General features: G+C 66.7%; 15 protein-coding genes. 2 read left to right on the top strand and 13 right to left on the bottom strand.

Annotated elements, in window-relative coordinates:
• The first annotated feature begins 1 nt into the window (after position 1).
• Together IG04_RS46590 and IG04_RS0120530 are read left to right on the top strand one after the other, a co-directional pair.
• A complete protein-coding gene (locus IG04_RS46590; protein ID WP_144065186.1) occupies positions 2-427 on the top strand; it encodes a hypothetical protein in 426 nt (141 codons plus the stop codon).
• Between the two features lie 106 nt (positions 428-533).
• Complete coding sequence (locus IG04_RS0120530) at positions 534-815, top strand: DUF4287 domain-containing protein (protein WP_030478288.1); 282 nt, start codon at positions 534-536, stop codon at positions 813-815.
• Positions 816-1,178: 363 nt separating this feature from the next.
• On the opposite strand, the gene IG04_RS0120525 is transcribed toward IG04_RS0120530, so the two are convergent.
• The 13 genes from IG04_RS0120525 to IG04_RS0120465 all read right to left on the bottom strand — a co-directional run bounded on the left by IG04_RS0120525 (position 1,179) and on the right by IG04_RS0120465 (position 20,081).
• A complete protein-coding gene (locus IG04_RS0120525) occupies positions 1,179-5,075 on the bottom strand; it encodes a DNA-directed RNA polymerase subunit beta' (protein WP_030478287.1) in 3,897 nt (1,298 codons plus the stop codon).
• Positions 5,076-5,177: 102 nt separating this feature from the next.
• Positions 5,178-8,663 carry a DNA-directed RNA polymerase subunit beta gene (gene rpoB, locus IG04_RS0120520; protein ID WP_030478286.1) on the bottom strand — a complete coding sequence of 1,162 codons (3,486 nt, stop codon included), beginning with the start codon at positions 8,661-8,663 and terminating at the stop codon, positions 5,178-5,180.
• A 513-nt stretch (positions 8,664-9,176) separates the two neighbouring features.
• Complete coding sequence (locus IG04_RS0120515) at positions 9,177-10,013, bottom strand: hypothetical protein (protein ID WP_144065185.1); 837 nt, start codon at positions 10,011-10,013, stop codon at positions 9,177-9,179.
• A gap of 30 nt (positions 10,014-10,043) precedes the next feature.
• Positions 10,044-10,544 carry a hypothetical protein gene (locus IG04_RS0120510; RefSeq protein WP_030478284.1) on the bottom strand — a complete coding sequence of 167 codons (501 nt, stop codon included), beginning with the start codon at positions 10,542-10,544 and terminating at the stop codon, positions 10,044-10,046.
• Entirely contained in the window at positions 10,544-11,773 is a 1,230-nt protein-coding gene (locus IG04_RS0120505) for an MCE family protein (protein ID WP_030478283.1), read from the bottom strand. Before IG04_RS0120505 ends, IG04_RS0120510 begins: the two co-directional genes overlap by 1 nt.
• Entirely contained in the window at positions 11,770-12,924 is a 1,155-nt protein-coding gene (locus IG04_RS0120500) for an MCE family protein (RefSeq protein ID WP_030478282.1), read from the bottom strand. Before IG04_RS0120500 ends, IG04_RS0120505 begins: the two co-directional genes overlap by 4 nt.
• Positions 12,921-14,087, bottom strand: coding sequence for an MCE family protein (locus tag IG04_RS0120495; protein WP_030478281.1), 1,167 nt, complete (start codon positions 14,085-14,087; stop codon positions 12,921-12,923). The genes IG04_RS0120500 and IG04_RS0120495 overlap by 4 nt, the downstream gene beginning before the upstream one ends.
• Positions 14,084-15,085, bottom strand: coding sequence for an MCE family protein (locus tag IG04_RS0120490; protein WP_036015366.1), 1,002 nt, complete (start codon positions 15,083-15,085; stop codon positions 14,084-14,086). Before IG04_RS0120490 ends, IG04_RS0120495 begins: the two co-directional genes overlap by 4 nt.
• Positions 15,082-16,113 (bottom strand): MCE family protein, encoded by a 1,032-nt coding sequence (locus IG04_RS0120485; protein ID WP_030478279.1) that lies wholly within the window; start codon positions 16,111-16,113, stop codon positions 15,082-15,084. Before IG04_RS0120485 ends, IG04_RS0120490 begins: the two co-directional genes overlap by 4 nt.
• Positions 16,110-17,426 (bottom strand): MCE family protein, encoded by a 1,317-nt coding sequence (locus IG04_RS0120480; protein WP_030478278.1) that lies wholly within the window; start codon positions 17,424-17,426, stop codon positions 16,110-16,112. Before IG04_RS0120480 ends, IG04_RS0120485 begins: the two co-directional genes overlap by 4 nt.
• On the bottom strand, positions 17,423-18,232 hold the full coding sequence (locus tag IG04_RS0120475; protein ID WP_030478277.1) for an MlaE family ABC transporter permease: 810 nt from the start codon (positions 18,230-18,232) through the stop codon (positions 17,423-17,425). The genes IG04_RS0120480 and IG04_RS0120475 overlap by 4 nt, the downstream gene beginning before the upstream one ends.
• Positions 18,232-19,017 (bottom strand): MlaE family ABC transporter permease, encoded by a 786-nt coding sequence (locus IG04_RS0120470; RefSeq protein WP_030478276.1) that lies wholly within the window; start codon positions 19,015-19,017, stop codon positions 18,232-18,234. Before IG04_RS0120470 ends, IG04_RS0120475 begins: the two co-directional genes overlap by 1 nt.
• Entirely contained in the window at positions 19,014-20,081 is a 1,068-nt protein-coding gene (locus IG04_RS0120465) for an ABC transporter ATP-binding protein (RefSeq protein WP_030478275.1), read from the bottom strand. Before IG04_RS0120465 ends, IG04_RS0120470 begins: the two co-directional genes overlap by 4 nt.
• Between the last annotated feature and the right edge of the window lie 65 nt (positions 20,082-20,146).

Raw genomic sequence — 20,146 nt, 5'->3', positions numbered from 1 at the left:
AGTGGAAACCCCCACCGCACACGCCCAGGCGAACGGCCTGCGCGGCCGAGCCCGCGTGGCCTACGAACGCTTCCTGGACGAACTCGCCCACTCGGGCTGCGCAGCACTCGGCTACCGCGTGACGGGCCCAGAACCCCTACCGCGCCTCTGCGTGAAACACCTCCGAGGCGCCGACCGCGTAGTAGTCGCCTTCCCCTCACCAGAAGTCGTGTGGGTGCTCCTGGTGGGCCCACACGACGACGACCCAGGCCAGGACCTCTACGAAGCCCTCTACGAGATGGCCGGAGTCCGCCCCCGCCTCTCGGAGAAGCGCACCAAACCCCGCTGCTGCACCGACGAGTCCGGCATCCCACCCCTGGTCGACGAGCACCTGGTGGACGACCTGGTCATCCGAGCCCGATCCCTGGCAAGAGCCCGCCGCCGCTAGCCAGACTCCCAACAAATCAGGCATCCACAACCAGTCACCGACAAATTTTCTTGTCAAGACAGCCAGAGTTGTCCTACGCTCTGTTCAACGACGAACGGAGACCACGATGTCCTTCCAGGCCTACCTCGACGGCGCGGAGAAGAAGACCGGCAAGACCCCGGCCGAACTGCTGACGGCAGCCGCAGAACGCGGCTTCGATGGCACCACGAAGGCAGGCGTGGTCCTGGATTGGCTGAAGACCGACTACGACCTGGGCCGAGGCCACGGCATGGCGCTCTACCACGTGCTGAAGAACGGCGCACAGATCAGCGAGAAGCACGTCGGCACCAACGGCAGCCACCGAGACGACTCGACAACGCTCCGCCTGGACGGAATCGCCAACCGCTGACGGCAGGCCAAAGCAGGGGTCCCCTCGGAGGGGTGTCAACTCGACACGCTTTTCGTCGAGTTGACACCCCTACCTGCATGTGGCCCGCTCTTGGCTCGGCTCGTGATGGGACCCCACCGCCAACGCACCCAGCTACGCAACAGGCAGCCGCCCAACTCAACAGGCGTGCCATCAACCCGCTGACGGCGTGGACCCCCTGATCAGATTGCCGGGGGTCTGGGGGCAGCGCCCCCAGGGGAAGCACGCAACCGCAACCAGGCCGCCCGCAAGCCAACCACCCACAAGAGTCGCGCCACACAAACCCGAGGAAACGCAAAACGGCCCCCCGAAGCCAAAGCTCCAGAGGGCCGTAAAGCAACTCACCTAGCGGTAATCCCGCCCAAAGTCGTAGTCATCCAGCGGCACCGCAGCACCAGTCCCAGTCCCGAAGACGTCAGGCGTGTAGTACCCGTCGTCGTAAGAAGGAATGGCGTAAGCAGCAGCCCGCGCCTCCTCAGTCGGCTGAACCTGGATGTTGCGGTAGCGGTTGATACCCGTACCAGCCGGGATCAACTTACCGATGATCACGTTCTCCTTGAGACCGATGAGCTTGTCCGAACGCCCGTTGATGGCAGCGTCGGTCAGAACCCGGGTGGTCTCCTGGAACGACGCCGCGGACAACCAGGAATCGGTCGCCAGCGAGGCCTTCGTGATACCCATCAGCACCGGACGACCGGCAGCCGGCTCGCCACCCTCGGCGACGACGGCGCGGTTACCGGACTCGAAGTCCGCACGCTCGACCAGCGAACCCGGCAGGAACTCGGTCGCGCCGGAGTCGATGATCGTGACCCGGCGGAGCATCTGCCGGACGATGACCTCGATGTGCTTGTCGTGGATCGCCACGCCCTGGGCGCGGTACACCTTCTGGACCTCGCCCACCAGGTGCAGCTGCGCCTCGCGCGGGCCCATGACACGCAGGACCTCGTGCGGGTCAGGAGTACCTTCCAGCAGCTGCTGGCCGACGGACACGTGGTCGCCGTCCTGCAGCGGGCCGGTGGCCGTGTTGGCGAGACGCTGACGCTTGGACAGCTTCTCGAACACGATCTCCTCGGAGCCGTCGTCCGGGATCAGCGTGATCTTCCAGAAGCGGTCGCCGTCCTCGATGCGGACGCGGCCGTCGACGTCGGCGATCGGCGCCTTGCCCTTCGGGACGCGGGCCTCGAAGAGCTCCTGGACACGGGGCAGACCGGTCGTGATGTCGTCACCGGCCACACCGCCCTGGTGGAACGTACGCATCGTCAGCTGCGTGCCGGGCTCACCGATCGACTGGGCGGCGACGATGCCGACGGCCTCGCCGACGTCGACCAGCTGGCCGGTGGCCATCGAGCGGCCGTAGCAGGACGCGCACACGCCGACCGCGGACTCGCAGGTCAGCACCGAGCGGACCTTCACGCGGACGATGCCGGCCTCGACCAGCGACGCGAGCGCCGGGTCGCCGAGGTCGTCGCCGCGGTTCAGGACCAGGTTGCCCTGGGCGTCGGTGATGTCGTCCGCCACCGTGCGGGCGTAGACCGACGTCTGCGCGAACTCGTGCAGACCGACCTTGTCGCCCAGCTGCTCGCCGACGATCATCTGCACACCACGGGTGGTGCCGCAGTCGACCTCGCGGATGATGACGTCCTGCGAGACGTCCACCAGACGACGGGTCAGGTAACCCGAGTCGGCGGTACGCAGGGCGGTGTCGGCCAGACCCTTACGGGCACCGTGCGTCGCGATGAAGTACTCCAGCACCGACAAGCCCTCGCGGAACGAGTTCTTGATCGGGCGCGGGATGTACTCACCCTTCGGGTTGGTGACGAGACCACGCATACCCGCGAGCGAACGGACCTGCGTCATGTTGCCGGCGGCGCCGGACTGCACGATGACACGGATCGAGTTGTCCTCGGGGAAGTTGTCTTCCATGATCTCGTGGACCTGCTCGGTGGCCTTGGTCCACACCTTGACCAGCTCGGAGTTGCGCTCGTCGTGCGAGAGCTGACCGCGCTGGTAGCGCTTCTCCACCGCGTCCGCGAGGCGCTCGTGCTCCTCGAGGATGTCCTGCTTCGCGGCCGGCACGAGGACGTCCGAGATCGCGACCGTCACGCCGGAGCGGGTGGCCCAGTAGAAACCGGCGTCCTTCAGCTTGTCCAGCGTCCGGGCGACGGTGACCATCGGGTACCGCTCGGCGAGGTCGTTGATGATCACGGCCTGCCGCTTCTTGGGCATGACCTCGTTGATGAAGGCGTAGTCCTGCGGCAGGATCTCGTTGAACAGCACGCGACCCAGCGTGGTCTCCGCGAGCCACGGCTGACCGGGCTCCCAGCCCTCCGGCTCCTGCCCCTTGGGCGGGTTCTTGTCGGAGACGCGGATCTTCACCATCGACTGCAGGCCCAGGACCTTGCGGTCGAACGCCATCAGGGCCTCGGCGGACGACGAGTAGGAGTGACCCTCGCCGATGTCGCCGATCTTGTGCCGGGTCAGGTGGTACAGACCCGTCACCATGTCCAGACGCGGCATGGCCAGCGGCTTGCCGGACGCCGGGGACAGGATGTTGTTCGACGACAGCATCAGGACGCGGGCCTCGGCCTGCGCCTCGGCGGACAGCGGCAGGTGGACTGCCATCTGGTCACCGTCGAAGTCGGCGTTGAACGCCTCACAGACCAGCGGGTGCAGCTGGATGGCCTTGCCCTCGACCAGCTGGGGCTCGAAGGCCTGGATGCCGAGGCGGTGCAGCGTGGGTGCGCGGTTGAGCAGCACCGGGTGCTCGGTGATGACCTCTTCCAGCACGTCCCACACGGCCGGGCGCGCACGCTCGACCATCCGCTTGGCGGACTTGATGTTCTGCGCGTGGTTGAGGTCGACGAGCCGCTTCATCACGAACGGCTTGAAGAGCTCCAGGGCCATCTGCTTGGGCAGACCGCACTGGTGCAGCTTGAGCTGCGGGCCGACCACGATGACCGAACGGCCGGAGTAGTCGACGCGCTTGCCGAGCAGGTTCTGGCGGAACCGGCCCTGCTTGCCCTTGAGCAGGTCGGACAGCGACTTCAGCGGGCGGTTACCGGGACCGGTGACCGGGCGGCCGCGGCGGCCGTTGTCGAACAGTGCGTCGACGGCCTCCTGCAGCATCCGCTTCTCGTTGTTGACGATGATCTCGGGCGCGCCGAGGTCGATCAGTCGCTTCAACCGGTTGTTGCGGTTGATGACGCGGCGGTACAGGTCGTTCAGGTCGGACGTCGCGAAACGGCCACCGTCGAGCTGCACCATCGGGCGCAGGTCCGGCGGGATGACCGGGACGCAGTCCAGGACCATGCCCTGCGGGTTGTTGCGGGTCGCCTGGAAGGCGGCAACGACCTTGAGGCGCTTGAGCGCACGCAGCTTCTTCTGGCCCTTGCCGCTGCGGATCGTCTCGCGCAGGACCTCGGACTCGGCGTCGACGTCGTAGTCACCCAGGAGCCTCTGGATGGCCTCCGCGCCCATGGCACCGGTGAAGTAGTCGCCGTAGCGGTCGTAGAGCTCGCGGTAGAGCAGCTCGTCCGCGATCAGCTGGGCCTTGTCCAGCTTGGTGAACGTGGACCAGATCTCGTCGAGGCGGTCCAGCTCGCGCTGGGCGCGGTCGCGGAGCTGGCGCATCTCACGTTCGCCACCCTCCTTGACCTTGCGGCGCACGTCGGACTTGGCACCCTCGGCCTCGAGCTCGGCCAGGTCGGCCTCGAGCTTCTGGGCGCGGGCCTCCACGTCGGCGTCGCGGCGGTTCTCGACGCGCTTGCGCTCGACCTGCATCTCGCTCTCGAGCGTCGGCAGGTCGTTGTGGCGCAGCTCTGCGTTCACGCCCACGATGACGTAGGCGGCGAAGTAGATGATCTTCTCGAGGTCCTTGGGGGCCAGGTCGAGCAAGTAGCCCAACCGGCTGGGGACGCCCTTGAAGTACCAGATGTGCGTGACCGGAGCGGCGAGCTCGATGTGGCCCATGCGCTCACGACGCACCTTCGCACGGGTCACCTCGACGCCGCAGCGCTCACAGATGATGCCCTTGAAGCGCACGCGCTTGTACTTGCCGCAGTAGCACTCCCAGTCCCGGGTGGGACCGAAGATCTTTTCGCAGAACAAGCCGTCCTTCTCCGGCTTGAGCGTGCGGTAGTTGATGGTCTCGGGCTTCTTGACCTCGCCAAAGGACCACTGGCGGATGTCGTCCGCGGTCGCGAGACCGATACGGAGCTCATCGAAGAAGTTGACGTCGAGCACGTCTACTCTCTTCCCCTTTTTTGGATCGGTGGCAAAAGGAGCTGGTCGGAGGGCCGGTGAAGGGGACGCGGGAGGCATCCCCTTCACCGGCCTGCGAGGTGACTAGTTGACGACGTCGTCCACGGAGGGCGACTCGGACCTCGACAGGTTGATGCCGAGGTTCGCGGCCGCGCGCTCCAGGTCTTCGTCGTCGCCGTCGCGCATCTCGATCGCGGCACCGTCCGAAGACAGCACCTCGACGTTGAGGCAGAGCGACTGCAGCTCCTTGAGCAGCACCTTGAAGGACTCCGGGATACCGGGTTCCGGGATGTTCTCGCCCTTGACGATGGCCTCGTAGACCTTCACGCGGCCAAGCACGTCGTCGGACTTGATGGTGAGAAGTTCCTGCAGGGTGTATGCGGCGCCGTACGCCTGCATCGCCCAGCACTCCATCTCACCGAAGCGCTGACCACCGAACTGCGCCTTACCACCCAGCGGCTGCTGCGTGATCATCGAGTACGGACCGGTCGAACGCGCGTGGATCTTGTCGTCCACCAGGTGCAGCAGCTTCAGGATGTACATGTAGCCGACCGACACGGGGAACGGGTACGGCTCGCCGGAGCGGCCGTCGAAGAGCTGCGCCTTCCCGTTCTCCTTGACCATGCGCTCGCCGTCGCGGTTCGGGATCGTCGAGCCGAGCAGGCCCGTGATCTCCTCTTCCTTCGCGCCGTCGAACACGGGGGTCGCGGTCTTGGTGCCGGGCTCGACATCCATCAGGTCCTCGGACAGGTTCTTCGCCCAGTCCGGGTCCCCGTTGATGCTCCAGCCCTGCTTGGCGATCCACCCGAGGTGGGTCTCCAGCACCTGGCCGATGTTCATACGCCGCGGCACACCGTGCGTGTTCAGGATGATGTCGACCGGCGTGCCGTCCTCGAGGAACGGCATGTCCTCCGCGGGGAGGATCTTGCCGATGACGCCCTTGTTGCCGTGGCGGCCGGCGAGCTTGTCGCCGTCCTGGATCTTGCGCTTCTGGGCCACGTAGACGCGGACGAGCTCGTTCACGCCCGGAGGCAGCTCGTCGTCGTCCTCACGCGAGAAGACGCGGATGCCGATGACCTTGCCGTACTCACCGTGCGGCACCTTCAGCGAGGTGTCGCGCACTTCGCGCGCCTTCTCACCGAAGATCGCGCGGAGCAGGCGCTCCTCGGGCGTCAGCTCGGTCTCGCCCTTGGGCGTGACCTTGCCGACGAGGATGTCGCCGGGCTGGACCTCGGCACCGATGCGGATGATGCCGCGCTCGTCCAGGTCGGCCAGGACCTCTTCGGAGACGTTCGGGATGTCCCGGGTGATCTCCTCGGCGCCGAGCTTCGTGTCGCGGGCGTCGATCTCGTGCTCCTCGATGTGGATCGAGGTGAGAACGTCGTCCTGCACGAGGCGCTGCGACAGGATGATCGCGTCCTCGTAGTTGTGGCCTTCCCACGGCATGATCGCCACGAGCAGGTTCTTGCCGAGCGCCATCTCGGCGTTCTCGGTGCAAGGACCGTCGGCCAGGACCTGACCCGCCTCGATCCGGTCGCCCTCGTTCACGATGGGCTTCTGGTTGATGCAGGTGCCCTGGTTCGAGCGACGGAACTTGTGCAGCGCGTAGGTGTTGCGCGCACCGTCGTCGGCCATGACGGTGATGTAGTCGGCGGAGACCTCCTCGACCACACCCGTCTTCTTCGCGACTACGACGTCACCGGCGTCGACGGCGGCACGCAGCTCCATGCCGGTGCCGACGAGCGGCGACTCGGAGCGGAGCAGCGGCACGGCCTGACGCTGCATGTTCGCACCCATCAGGGCGCGGTTCGCGTCGTCGTGCTCGAGGAACGGGATCATGGCGGTCGCGGCCGACACCATCTGGCGCGGCGAGACGTCCATGTAGTCGACGTCGGTCGGGTCGATGAACTCGACCTCGCCGCCCTTCTTGCGGACCAGGACGCGGTCGTCGGTGAAGTTGCCCTCGTCGTCGGTCGGCGAGTTCGCCTGCGCCTTGACGTAGCGGTCTTCCTCGTCCGCGGTGAGGTAGTCGATCTTGTCGGTGACCCGGCCCTCGACGACCTTGCGGTACGGCGTCTCGATGAAGCCGAACGGGTTGACCCGCGCGTAGCTCGAGAGCGAACCGATCAGGCCGATGTTCGGGCCTTCCGGCGTCTCGATCGGGCACATGCGGCCGTAGTGCGACGGGTGGACGTCGCGGACCTCCATGCCGGCGCGCTCACGGGACAGACCACCGGGACCCAGCGCCGACAGGCGGCGCTTGTGGGTCAGACCCGCGAGCGGGTTGGTCTGGTCCATGAACTGCGACAGCTGCGAGGTGCCGAAGAACTCCTTGATCGCCGCCACGACGGGGCGGATGTTGATCAGGGTCTGCGGCGTGATGGCCTCGACGTCCTGCGTGGTCATGCGCTCGCGGACGACGCGCTCCATGCGGGACAGACCGACGCGGATCTGGTTCTGGATCAGCTCGCCCACCGTGCGCAGACGACGGTTGCCGAAGTGGTCGATGTCGTCGACCTCGACGGGCACGTCGCCACCGGCGGCGGCGTCCATCATCGTCTCACCGGCGTGCAGGCGAACGAGGTACTCGATCGTCGTGACGATGTCGTCCTCGGTGAGGACACCGGTGTTGATCTCGGTGTCCAGGCCCAGCTTCTTGTTGACCTTGTAACGGCCAACCTTCGCCAGGTCGTAGCGCTTGTCCTTGAAGAACAGGTTCTCCAGCAGGGCCTGCGCCGACTCCTTCGTCGGCGGCTCGCCCGGACGCAGCTTGCGGTAGATGTCGAGCAACGCCTCGTCGGTACCCGCGGTGTGGTCCTTCTCGAGCGTGGTCAGCAACGTCTCGCTGAACGCGAACCGCTCGCGAATCTGCTCCGTGCTCCAGCCCAGAGCCTTCAACAGCACCGTCACCGGCTGGCGACGCTTCCGGTCGATGCGGACACCGACGGTGTCGCGCTTGTCGACGTCGAACTCCAGCCAAGCACCCCGGGACGGGATGATCTTGACGCTGAAGACGTCCTTGTCGGTCGTCTTGTCGACCGCGGTGTCGTAGTACACACCGGGCGAGCGCACGAGCTGGGAGACCACCACGCGCTCGGTGCCGTTGATGATGAACGTGCCCTTGTTCGTCATCATCGGGAAGTCACCCATGAACACCGTCTGGCTCTTGATCTCGCCAGTGGTGTGGTTGGTGAACTCCGCCGTGACGAACAACGGTGCCGCGTACGTCATGTCCTTGTCCTTGCACTCTTCGGTCGAGGCCTTGACCTCGTCGAAGCGTGGGTCGGTGAAGGACAGTGACATGGAGCCGGAGAAGTCCTCGATCGGCGAGATCTCGTTGAGGACCTCTTCGAGGCCGCCCGTCGGGGTCTCGTCGCCGGCGTCGACGCGGCGCTGGAACCACGCCTCGTCGCCGGTCAGCCACTCAAAGGACTGGATCTGCAGGTCAAGCAGGTTGGGCGTCGAAAGCGGCTCGTTAATCTTCGCGAACGAAACCCGCTTCGGCGCTCCAGGGATCCCCGACGTGGAGTTGGTCGCAGCAGTGGCCTTGGTCGCGCGAGAGATCGCCAAGATGCGTCCTTCCAGGGACAAATAGCTGGCTAGAGCGAACTAGCACGGCTGTCAAGGGTGCGGCGCTGCTCGACTAATCCACGCTCTCGGCGAAGGGCAAGCGGAAAATGGGCAGCGCAAAGGGGCAGTCTAGCCACGCGCACGGCGACTGTCGAGAGGCACCTGGAAGGACCCTCCTGTTGCTCACCGACAGAGTGACCCTGCATGAGCGCGCAGTCAAGATGTTGCGGCTCGATCCACCCTCTGGATGGAGCGTTGTTTACTCGGGGTCACCCATTTGACCTGCACAAACACGTGTGCGGCCGTTTTGGCGGGAAGTTGACGGCCTCAAGTGGACTTACAGAGCGCCACGAGATTTGTGTGATCGAGATCACGCGTGTCAGGGCTGGCGGAGGACGTGTCCACGGTGCATCCGGGGCTCCTGTGACGTCCTCGCGGCGAAGTTGATCTTAGGGGACGAAGATCGGGTACCCGACACCGGCCCGAGCCAAACGATCGGGACGCGCGTGCGGTTCAGCAGCCCTCGAGTTGGCGGTTCTGATCCACCGTGGCGCCGAACATCTCCATGTTGTCGATCTTCCACCGGCCGCCGTCGTCGACCGCGCTCACGCGGAGCATGGCGGTGCCGCCGCCCGACTGGTTGTCGGTGGTGCGGGTGGTGACCTGGTCGGCGAACACGAGCACGGTGGCGCGGTCGTCCTTGAGCGACGACACGGCTGATGACACCACGCGGACGGTCACGATCAGCTTCTGCTGCGGCGCGACCTCCTTCACGGGGCCGAACACGGCGTTGTACTGGCACAGGGCCTTGCCCGTGAGCAGTTCCTTGGCGGCCTTCTCGGTGGACTCGACGTCGGCGAAGTTGTACGAGAACGCCTTCTCCACGGCCTCACGGACCTGGCCGTTGACCGCCGAGGTGGTGGCCGAGTCGACCAGGGCGGCGTCGTAGGACACCGAGCGCGACTTCACCAGGAAGAACGTGCCCAGGCCGCCCAGCAGCACCGCGACCAGGAGCAGCGCCACCGGGAGCACCCAGCCGTCCTTCAGGCTGGTCGTCCCGGTGACCGGCTCGGCCTCGTCGGCAGGCTCCTTCTGGGCGGCCGGCTTCAGAACGAGCGACTTGATGGGGGGCGGCGTCCACTTGACCGCCTCCGGCGCCTTGAGGTCTGCCTCTTCGGCCACCGGGTCGGGCACGACCTCCGGCGTCACGTCCTCGACCACGGCCTCGGCAGCGGGCTCCACGGCAGGCTCTGCCGCGTGCTCGGCGGACGCGCGCCGGTTCAGGCCGGCGACCTTGGGACGGCCTCCGGCGGGCGGCGTGGGGATGGGGCGGCGGCGGGATGGGGGCACGTGCACTCGTTCCAATCAGCTCTGGCCGGATCAGACGCCTGACCGCAGCGGACCCAGCTGGCTCAGCTTCCAGCCGTCCTCGGTGCGGGTGAGCTTGGTCAGGTACCGGTTGATCTTGGTGACCTTCTGGCCGCCGTCGGGCGTCACGGTGCTCTCGACCACGGCGATCATCGACGCGCTGCCGGCGCGGTCGTCCAGCTCGGTGATCGCGGCGTCCAGCACCTTCGACGTCGTCACGGACTTGGCGTCGACCAGCTGCTTCTTGCGCGAGTCCTTGTCCTTGTCGATCTCGGCGCGCAGGTCGCCGGTCGACGAGTTGAGCCAGCGCTGCAGGTCCTCGTCGACCTTCTTGTAGTCGAGGGTCAGGAAGTTCGTGACGCCGACCTGACCCGACCGCAGGGCCTCGTCGCGCGCCGCGGCGAACGACGACTCGGACGAGTGCGACGCCGAGTACCAGGCCACGCCCGAGTACGCGGCGAAGCCGAACGTCAGCACCGCCAGTACCGCGGCGACCACCGTGAAGATCCGCACTACTTCTTTCCCTCCGGCAAGCCCAGCAGCTGGCCCAGCGACGTCAGCAACGGCACCTCCGGCCCGGCGGTCTGCCCCGTCTGCTCCTGACCCGGCTGGGTCGTCGCGTTGCCGACCGGCGTGGTCGGCGTTCCACCATATGGCGCATTCTGCGAGCCTCGCACCGAGGTCGCCGACCCGCGCGCGAGAGCGCAGTACGCCTGCGTGTTCAGCGGTGCAGCAGAGGTGTCGTTACCGGAACGAATCGTCGTGCCCTCGTATCCGACGGTGCACGGCATCGGGTCGAACACGTTCAAGGCCAGCCCGAAGTGCGCCGTCCCGTCACCCGGCGCCACGGAGAACCCGCCACCGACGGCGATGGGATACGTCACCGCGATCTGTTCCAAACCATCACGCCTGGTCACGAGGATGTTCGACGTGGTCAGCAGGTTCGCGAAGACCACCCCGAGGTTCGGCCCGCTCTCCTTGAGCAACGCCGACACCTGCTCGGACGCCGGCGGCACGGCCACGATCAACCGCCGCAGGTCGCCGTCGGAGGCCTTGAGCTGCTCGGCGAGCAACCGCAGGTCTCCGCTGAACGACCGGATGGCGCCACCGGACGCGGCCTGCGTGGCCAGCACGATCCGCCCGTCCTGCAACAGCCGCGTGGTCTGCGGCAGGTGCTCGCGAGCGGCCGCCGTGAACGCCGCGGTGTTGTCGATCAGCACCTGCAGGTCGCCGCCGGTCCCGCTGAACGCCGTGTGCAGCTCGTCGACCACGATCTTCAACGAGTCCGTGGGCACCGACGACGCGAAGGCGTCCAGGTTCGACAGCAGTCCGTCGACCGGGGGCGGCGTCTTCGTGGCCGAGCGCGGGATGACCGAACCTGACTCCAGGTACGGAGCACCGTCGCTCTTCGGCCGCAGGTCCACGTACTGCTCGCCCACCGCCGACCGGTTGGCCACCACGGCCTCGGTCGCGGAGGGCACGCGAGGCGCGTCCGCGTCCAGCTCCAGGTCGACCTCGATGCCGTCCGAGGTCAGCCGTAGCTGACCGACCCGGCCGATCGGGACGCCGCGGTAGGTGACCTCGGCGTTGGTGAAGATGCCACCGGAGTCGGCGAGCTGCATCGTCACGACCGTCGCCGACGACTTGAACAGACCGACGTACGTCGCGCTGACGTAGGACACGCCCAGCAACGCGACGACCACGAACGCGCCGATCTTGAGCTTGGTTCCCCGCGTGATCACTTGCGACCACCTCCCAGCAGACCGCCGAGCACGTCGCCCAGCCCGGACCCGGTGTCCTGCCCCGGGGTCGGCAGCGGGATGTTCGGCATCGGCAACGGCGTTCCCTGCGACGGGATCAGCGAGTCGAGCGGCGACTGCCGCGACCTACTGAGGTTGTCGAGCACCGTGCCCAGGTTCAGGTCGAGGTCGATGAACGCGTTGGTGTAGTCGCCCTTGATGCCGTCGACCGCCTCGTCCGGGAACGGGTAGGTCAGCAGCAGTTCCAGCGACTTCGGCAGGTTCTGCCCCGACTCGACGAGCTTCGTCAGCGTCGGCTGCAACGCCTTCAGGTCCGCCACGATGTCGTCACGGCTCCTGTTGATCGTGTCCGTGGCGACGTCGGAGAGCTTGTCCAACGACTGCAGCAACGTCACGAGCTGCGTGCGCTGCTCGGCCAGCACCTTCAGGCCGGGCTCCAGGTCCGTCAGCGCCACCGCGATCTTGTCGCGCTGCTGCGCCAGGGTCCCCGCCAGCCGGTTCATCGAGTCGAGCGCGCGGACGATCTCCGCCTTGTGCTTGTCGAGCTCCCCGACGAACGTGTTGAGGTTGCCCAGCAACGAGCGGATCTCCTGCTCGTTGCCCTCCATCGCCGCGTTGAGCTCCTTGGTGATGTTCTGCAACTGAGCGACACCACCGCCGTTGAGCAGCATCGACAACGCCCCGAAAACCTCTTCGACCTCGGGGTTGCGGTTCGTCCTGTCCAGCGGGATCACGGCGTTGTCGGCGAGCTTGCCCACCGCAGGCTGCGTTTGATCATTCTTGGGAGGCTTGCCCAGCTCGACGAACTTCTCGCCGAGCAACGCGGACTGGCGCAGCTTCGCAAAGGCGTTCGCGGGCAACTGGACGTCGCCGTTGACCAGCATGGTCACCTCGGCGGTCCAGCCGTCGGCACCCAGGTCGATCTTCTCGACCCGTCCGACCGGCACGTCGTTGACCTTCACGCCGGCCTGCGGCACCAGGTCGAGAACGTCCTTGAACTGCGCCTTGACCCGGTACGGGTGATCACCGATGTCGGCACCGCCCGGCAACGGCATGTTGTAGACGCCGTCGAACCCGCCCGAGCCGCAGCCGGTGAGCAGGAGCGCGGAAAGAACCACGGCCAGCTTCCTCACTGGGGCACCCCCGCGAGCGGCAGGGGCAACGGCAGCTTGCCCGCGTTGAGGTCGCTGATGACCTCGGCCGGCGGCTTCAGCGGCACCACGCCGGTCAGGATCGGCTCCAGCTGCTTGCACGTCTGCGCGAGGATCGGCGGCACGTTGTTCGGCGACGCCTGCTGGATCAGCTTGCAGATCAGCACGATCGGCGGCTGGTTCAGCTCGTTGATGTTCGCGCGGGTGTCGAGCGTGCCGGACGCCGCGTTGTAGGAGTTCTGCAGGTTGCCCAGGGCCAGCGGAGCGACGTCGAGCGTCTCCGCCAGCGCGGCCCGCTGGTTCACGAGCACCTGCGTGATCGAGGCAAGTTTGTCCACATTGGACTTGAGCACCTCGCGGTTGTCCTTGATGAACCCCTGCACCAGCCCCAGCGCGGTCGCGAGCTCCGACAGCGCCGCGCCGAGGTCACCGCGTTCGTCGGCCAGCATCTTCGACACGTCCGCGAGCTGCCTGTTGAAGTCGCGCACCTGGCTGTCGTTCGCGGCCAGCATCGCGGTGAACTTCTGCAGGTTGTCGACCGTGGCGAACAGGTCCTCTTTGGACCCGGACAGGGTGCGCGTGGCCTGGCCCAGGTTCTTCAACGTGTCGTTGAGCGCCTGGCCGTTGCCTTCGAGGTTGCGAGCCGCCGAGTTCAGCAGGTCCGCCAACGCCCCGTCGGCGTTCGCACCGTTGGGCCCCAGCGCGGTCGTGAGCTTGTCGAGCGACGAGTACAGCTCGTCCAGCTCGACCGGCGTCGCGGTGCGCTCGCGCGGGATCACGGCGTTCTCGCCCAGCATCGGCCCGCCGGTGTAGGCGGGCGCGAGCTGCACGTACCGGTCGCTGACCACGCTCGGCGAGACCACGACGGCCTGCGCGTTCTCCGGCACCCGCACGTCGCGGTCGACGGTGAACACGACCTTCACGGTCTTGCCCTCGGGCGTGACCTCGTCGATCGTGCCGACCTTCACGCCGAGGATCCGCACGTCACCGCCGGGATAAACGCCGACGGCCGCCGCGAAGTGCGCGGTGACCTTGCGTCCGTTCATGCCGTTGAAGACCCACCAGAGCCCGGCCGTCACGACCAGCGCGAGCACGCACGCGATGGCGATGAACCGGCCGACTTTGCTGTGAGCAGCTGTAGTCATCGCTGCACCCCCGGAGGCAGGCAGCCTTCCTCGTTGAACCCGACGACGCCGAGGTTCACCGAGGGCGGCAGCAGACCGCAGATGTAGGTGTCGAACCAACGACCGTTGCCCAGGGTGTTCGCGAACACCCGGTAGAACGGCGCCATCAGCGCGAGGCTGCGGTCGAGGTTGTCCTGGTTGCGCTGCAGGATCGTGGTGACCCGGCCGAGCTGTTCCAACGCCGGCTTGAGCTGGTTCTGGTTGTCGGTCACGAGTCCGCTCAGCTCACGGGAGAGGTTCCGCGTGCCGGTCAGCAACGCGCTGATCGCCTCGCGGCGCTTGCGCAGCTCGCCGAGCAGCAGGTTGCCGTCCGACAGCAGCTTCTCGAACTCGGCGTTGCGGTCGGCCAGCGTCTTGGTCAGCTGCCTGGTGTTGTCCAGCAACTTCGCCAGCTGCTCGTCGCGCGAGGAGATCGTCTTGGACAACGCGGACAGGCCGTCCAGCGCGCCCCGGACGTGCTCCGGCGAGTTCTTGAAGGTGTCCGAGAGGACCGTGAAGCTGTCCGCGAGTTGCTTGGTGTCGATCTGGCCGACGGTGGTCGCGAGCCCGTTGAACGCCTCGTTCACGTCGTACGGCGCGAGCGTGCGTTCCTTGGGAATCGGGTCGCCGGGCGACAGCGGCTGGATGCCCTGCGGGTCCAGCGCCAGGAACTTCTGCCCCAGCAACGTCTTGATGCGGATCATCGCGGTCGTCCGGTCGCCCACCCAGGCGTCCTTGACCTTGAACGTCACCCGCACCTTGTCACCGTTGAGCTTGACCTTGGTGACCTTGCCGACCTTCACGCCGGCGACGCGGACCTCGTTGCCCGGCACCAGCCCCGCGGCCTCGCTGAAGTCAGCGGCGTAGCTCGTGCCGCCGCCGACGATCGGCAGGTCGTCGGAGTAGAACGCGGCCAGCAACAGCAGGACGATCAGCGTCAGGCTGACCGCGCCGGTCCTGATCGGGTTGCTCGTTCTCATCGGCGGCACCTCTGTTGGGTCACCGGCAGCGCCGTGATCGGAATCGGATCGGGGATGACCGGCGGCACCGCGATCTGGCCGGTGCCCTCGCAGAGGAAGAAGTTGAACCACGAACCGTAGGTCGCGGTCCGCGTGATCGTCTCCAGCTTGTTGGGCAGGCCCTGCAGCATCCGGTCGACGAGCACCTCGTTGTCGCCCAGCGTCTTCGAGACGATGCCGAGCTGCGCGATGTCGTTCTTCAACGGCTCGCGGCCCTGCTCCAGCAGGCCGGAGGTGGCCTGGGTCAGGTCACCGAGCGCGGTGATCGCCTCACCGATCGGCTGACGGTCCTGCGCGAGCCCGGAGACCAGCGTCTGCAACGTGATCACGAGGTTGTTGAAGTCCTCGTCGCGCGAGTTCACGGTCTCCAGCGCGGTATTGAGGTTGTCGACGACCTCGCCGATCACCTTGTCCTTGCCCGCCAGCGTGCTGGTCAGCGAGGCCGTGTGTTGCAGCAGGCTGTCGATCGTGCTGCCTTCGCCCTGCAGCACCTGGATGATCTCGAACGACAGCTTGTTCACGTCCTCCGGCGACAGGGCCTGGAAGAGCGGCTTGAAGCCGTTGAACAGCACGGTGAGGTCGAGCGCGGCCTTCGTGCGTTCCAACGGGATCGTGCCGCCCTCGGCCAGCACCGCCTTGGTGTCACCGGTGCCGGACTCCAGCGCGATGTACCGCTGCCCCACCAGGTTGCGGTACTTGATCGTCGCGGTCACCGCCTCCGGCAGCTTGCGGTCGCCGTCGATCGAGAACGCCACCTCGGCGGTCTTGCGGTCGACGACCTTGATCGCGTCGACCTGCCCGACGCGCACACCGGCGATACGGATGTCGTCACCTTCGTTCAGCGCGGTGACGTCGGTGAACTGGGCCTTGTACTCGGTGGCACTGGCCAGGTTCACGTTGGCGATGGTGACCGCGAGCAACGACGTGGCGAGGATCGTGACCACCGCGAAGGCGATCAGCTTGAGCAGCGGGGCCAGCAGTCCCTTCACTTGACGGTCACCTCCGTTCCGCGAACCAGTGGCCCGAGCAGCAGGCTCGACCAGCCGGGCATGTCCCGCGGGTCGACGCCGACGCGCGGACCGAAGAGCGCCGCGATCAACCTGGCCTCCTCCGGCGAGTTGGCGAGCCGCAGCACGTCAGCGGACTGCGGCACGGTCACGTTGCCGGCGTTGGCCGGCGGCAGGATCCCGTCGTTCGCGACGCGGGCGGGCGGCGGCGAGCTCGCCCCGTCCTGCACCGGACCCTCCGGCGGGTACTGCGGGAACGGGTTCGGCCGCGGGATCAGGTCGTAGCAGCGGGGTCCGCGCTTGTCCTTGTACTCGGGCTCGTCGAGGTTCGGCTTGTACTTGCCGCGGTTCTGCGTGATCTCCAGCGTGATGTGCAGGCCCGGCTCGTCGGTGCCCTCGCCGAACGCCTTGCTGATGATCGGCTGGAACTCCGTGAGCCCCTTGAGCAGGCACGGGTACTCGGGCGCGTACTTCGCGAGCAGCTCCAGCGTCGGCCGGCTGGTGTCGGCGAGCGCGATGATGTTGTTCTTGTTGACCGTGACGAAGCTGGTGACGTCCTGTGACGTCGTGGTCAGCGAGCCGTAGAGCGCCAGCAGGTTCTCACGCTGGTCGACGACGGTCTTGGTCGTCGTGGTCATGTCGTTGAGCGCCTGCAACAGGTCCGGCGCGGCGTCGGAGTAGACGTTCGCGACGTCCGCGAGCTTGGAGATGTTCTCCTTCAGCGCGGGCAGCTGCGGGTTGAGCTCGCCGAGATAGGCGTCCAGCGACACCAGGGTCTCGCCGAGCGGCTTGCCCCGTCCGTCGAGCGCCTGCGACAACGCCGTCAGCGTGGTGGCGAGCTTCTCCGGCTGGATCGCCTGCAGCACCGGCATCAGGTTGCCCAGCACGCGTTCGAGCTCGATCGCGCTGCTCGTCCGGTCCTGCTCGATGACGGCGCCCTGCGTGATGGCCGCGCTCTTCTGCTGCGGCAGCACGAGGTTCACGTACCGCTCGCCGAACAACGTCTTGGGCAGCAGGCGCGCGCTGACGTTCGCCGGGATCTGCCCGACCTTGTCCGGCTCCAGCGCCAGCTCCAGCTCGGCGCCGTCCCCGCTGGTACGGATGGCCTTCACCGACCCGACGATCAGCCCGCGCACCTTGACGTCGCTCGCGGTCATCAGCTGGTTGCCGATGTGGTCGGTCTTGAGCGTGACCTTCACGTAGTCGCTGAAGACGTCCTTGTAGAGCGCCACCGTGAGCGACAGGAACATGGCGATCGCGAGGAGAAAGGCGATGCCCAGCACGCGTTTCTTCATCCGGCGATCCTCACCGTCGTCGTCGCGCCCCAGATCGCGAGGCTCAGGAAGAAGTCGAGCAGCGCCGTCGTGACGATCGCGGTCCGCACCGCGCGCCCGACCGCCACCCCGACGCCGGCCGGACCGCCGGACGCGCGGTAGCCGTAGTAGCAGTGGGTCATGATGATCACGACCGCGAAGATCAGCACCTTGCCGAACGACCAGAGCACGTCGATCGGGGGTAGGAACAGGTTGAAGTAGTGGTCGTACGTGCCCGCCGACTGCCCGTAGAACTCCACGGTGATCGTTCTGGCGGCCAGATAGCTCGTCAGCAGGCCGATCACGTACAGCGGGATGATCGCGACGAACCCGGCGATGATCCGCGTGGTGACCAGGAACGGCAGGCTGGGGATGCCCATGACCTCCAGCGCGTCGATCTCCTCGGAGATCCGCATGGCACCCAGCTGCGCCGTGAACCCGGACCCGACGGTCGCCGACAACGCCAGCCCGGCCACGAGCGGCGCGATCTCACGGGTGTTGAAGTAGGCCGACACGAACCCGGCGAACGCCGACGTGCCGATCTGGTTCAGCGCAGTGAAGCCCTGAAGGCCGACCACGGTCCCGGTGAACACGCTGAGCCCGACCATCACGCCGATCGTGCCGCCGATGACCGCGAGCGCTCCCGAGCCGAAGCTGACCTCGGCCAGCAGCCGCATCGTCTCCTTGGAGTACCGCCTGAGCGCGCGCGGCGTCCAGGCCAGCGCCTTGATGTAGAACGACAGCTGGTCGCCGAAACCGTCGAGGGTGGACAGCACCTTGTTCGCCATCAGCTCCCCTTCGCGGGTACGACCTGCAGGTAGATCGTGGTGAGGACGAAGTTGACGAAGAACAGCAGCAGGAACGTGATGACCACGGCCTGGTTCACCGCGTCACCCACGCCCTTGGGCCCACCGGCCGGGTTGAGGCCTCGGTAAGCGGCGACGATGCCCGCGATGAACCCGAAGATCAGTGCCTTCAACTCGCTGATCCACAGGTCGGGCAGCTGCGCCAGCGCGCTGAAGCTCGCGAGGTAGGCGCCGGGTGTGCCGTCCTGCATGATCACGTTGAAGAAGTAGCCGCCCATCACACCGACGACGCTGACCATGCCGTTGAGCAGCACGGACACCAGCATCGCCGCCAGCACCCGAGGCACCACGAGCCGATGGATCGGCGACACGCCGAGCACTTCCATCGCGTCGATCTCCTCGCGGATCTTCCGCGACCCGAGATCCGCACAGATGGCCGAGCCGCCGGCTCCGGCGATCAGCAGCGCCGTCACGATCGGACTGGCCTGCTGAATGATCGCGAGCACACTGGCCGCACCCGTGAACGACTGCGCACCGATCTGCCGCGTAAGCGACCCGAGCTGCAACGCGATGACCGCACCGAACGGAATGGACACCAGCGCCGTAGGCAGCACCGTCACACTGACGATGAACCAACTCTGCTGAATGAACTCGCGAAGCTGGAACGGCCGCCGGAACGTAGTGCGCACGACGTCGACCCCGAGCTGGCACAGCTTCCCTGTCTCCCGCAGCGCACCAGCGCCGGGGAACGAGGCCTGCGTGGTCACAGAACACCACCCTGCCGAGGCCACGGGCTGGGCAAAGGCGCCGCCGCAGGAGCCCCCGCGTGCACGCCGTACCGCATCTGCTCCTCGGCCGTGAGGCTCTCGATGATCCCCTGCTGAGCCTGGTGCGGCAGCTGGTGGATGATCGTCATGACCCGGTCCTTGCGCCGCCGGACAGCGTCCCGGAACGGCAGCCCCGGCGTCGGCTCGATCTGCGGGATGATCCCCCGCACGTCCTCCGACGTGGAGCCGTCCGAGTGCCCGGCGTCCGCATGAGCCTGCTCGGCGGCCATGGTCGCCGTGTCCTTCTCCTCGGACATGCCGATGGGCCCGAGCCGCCGCCCGTTCAAAAACTGCTCGACAACCGGCTCGTCGCTGGTCAGCAGCACCTCGCGAGGTCCGAACATGACAAGCTCGCGCCGGAACAACATCCCGAGGTTGTCCGGCACGGTACGAGCAATGTTGATGTTGTGCGTGACGATCAGGATGGTCGCGTCGATCTGGGCGTTCAGGTCGATCAGCAACTGGCTGAGGTACGCCGTGCGCACCGGATCCAGCCCGGAGTCGGGTTCGTCGCACAGAATGATCTCGGGGTCGAGCACCAAAGCCCGCGCGAGCCCAGCCCGCTTGCGCATACCGCCGGAGATCTCACCGGGCAGCTTCTTCTCCGCCCCGACGAGACCGACCATCTCCATCTTCTCGAGAACGATCCGCCGAACCTCGGCCTCCGTCTTGCGAGTGTGCTCCCGCAACGGAAAGGCGATGTTGTCGTACAGGTCCATCGACCCGAACAACGCACCATCCTGGAACAGCACGCCGAACATCTTCCGAATCTCGTACAACCGGTGCTCAGAACACCGAACCAGATCCGTGCCGTTGATGATGATCTTGCCCTGCTCCGGCTTGAGCAACCCCACCAACGACTTCAGGAACACGCTCTTGCCGGTACCGGATGGCCCGAGCATCACGCTGACCTCACCCGGCGGCAACGTGAGCGTGACGTCCTGCCAGATGGTCTGCTTGCCGAAGGACTTGGTCAAACCCTCGACGACCACCTCGACGCCCATCCGCACCTCCGCACAAGCCCGAGGACGCCGCAGCGATCGGCGTCACACCTGGGCAACGAGTTCGT

Source organism: Lentzea albidocapillata (assembly GCF_000719115.1).
GTDB classification, from domain to species: domain Bacteria; phylum Actinomycetota; class Actinomycetes; order Mycobacteriales; family Pseudonocardiaceae; genus Lentzea; species Lentzea albidocapillata.
The sequence above is the reverse complement of the archived record's forward strand: the minus strand, read 5'-3'. Positions and strand labels throughout refer to the sequence as shown.

What these genes read in the sequence shown, in the direction of transcription:
- IG04_RS0120490 (WP_036015366.1), bottom strand. Translation starts at nt 15,085, where the DNA reads ATGAGAACGAGCAACCCGATCAGGACCGGCGCGGTCAGCCTGACGCTG.
- IG04_RS0120480 (WP_030478278.1), bottom strand. Translation starts at nt 17,426, where the DNA reads ATGAAGAAACGCGTGCTGGGCATCGCCTTTCTCCTCGCGATCGCCATG.
- IG04_RS0120530 (WP_030478288.1), top strand. Translation starts at nt 534, where the DNA reads ATGTCCTTCCAGGCCTACCTCGACGGCGCGGAGAAGAAGACCGGCAAG.
- IG04_RS0120465 (WP_030478275.1), bottom strand. Translation starts at nt 20,081, where the DNA reads ATGGGCGTCGAGGTGGTCGTCGAGGGTTTGACCAAGTCCTTCGGCAAG.
- IG04_RS0120475 (WP_030478277.1), bottom strand. Translation starts at nt 18,232, where the DNA reads ATGGCGAACAAGGTGCTGTCCACCCTCGACGGTTTCGGCGACCAGCTG.
- IG04_RS0120495 (WP_030478281.1), bottom strand. Translation starts at nt 14,087, where the DNA reads ATGACTACAGCTGCTCACAGCAAAGTCGGCCGGTTCATCGCCATCGCG.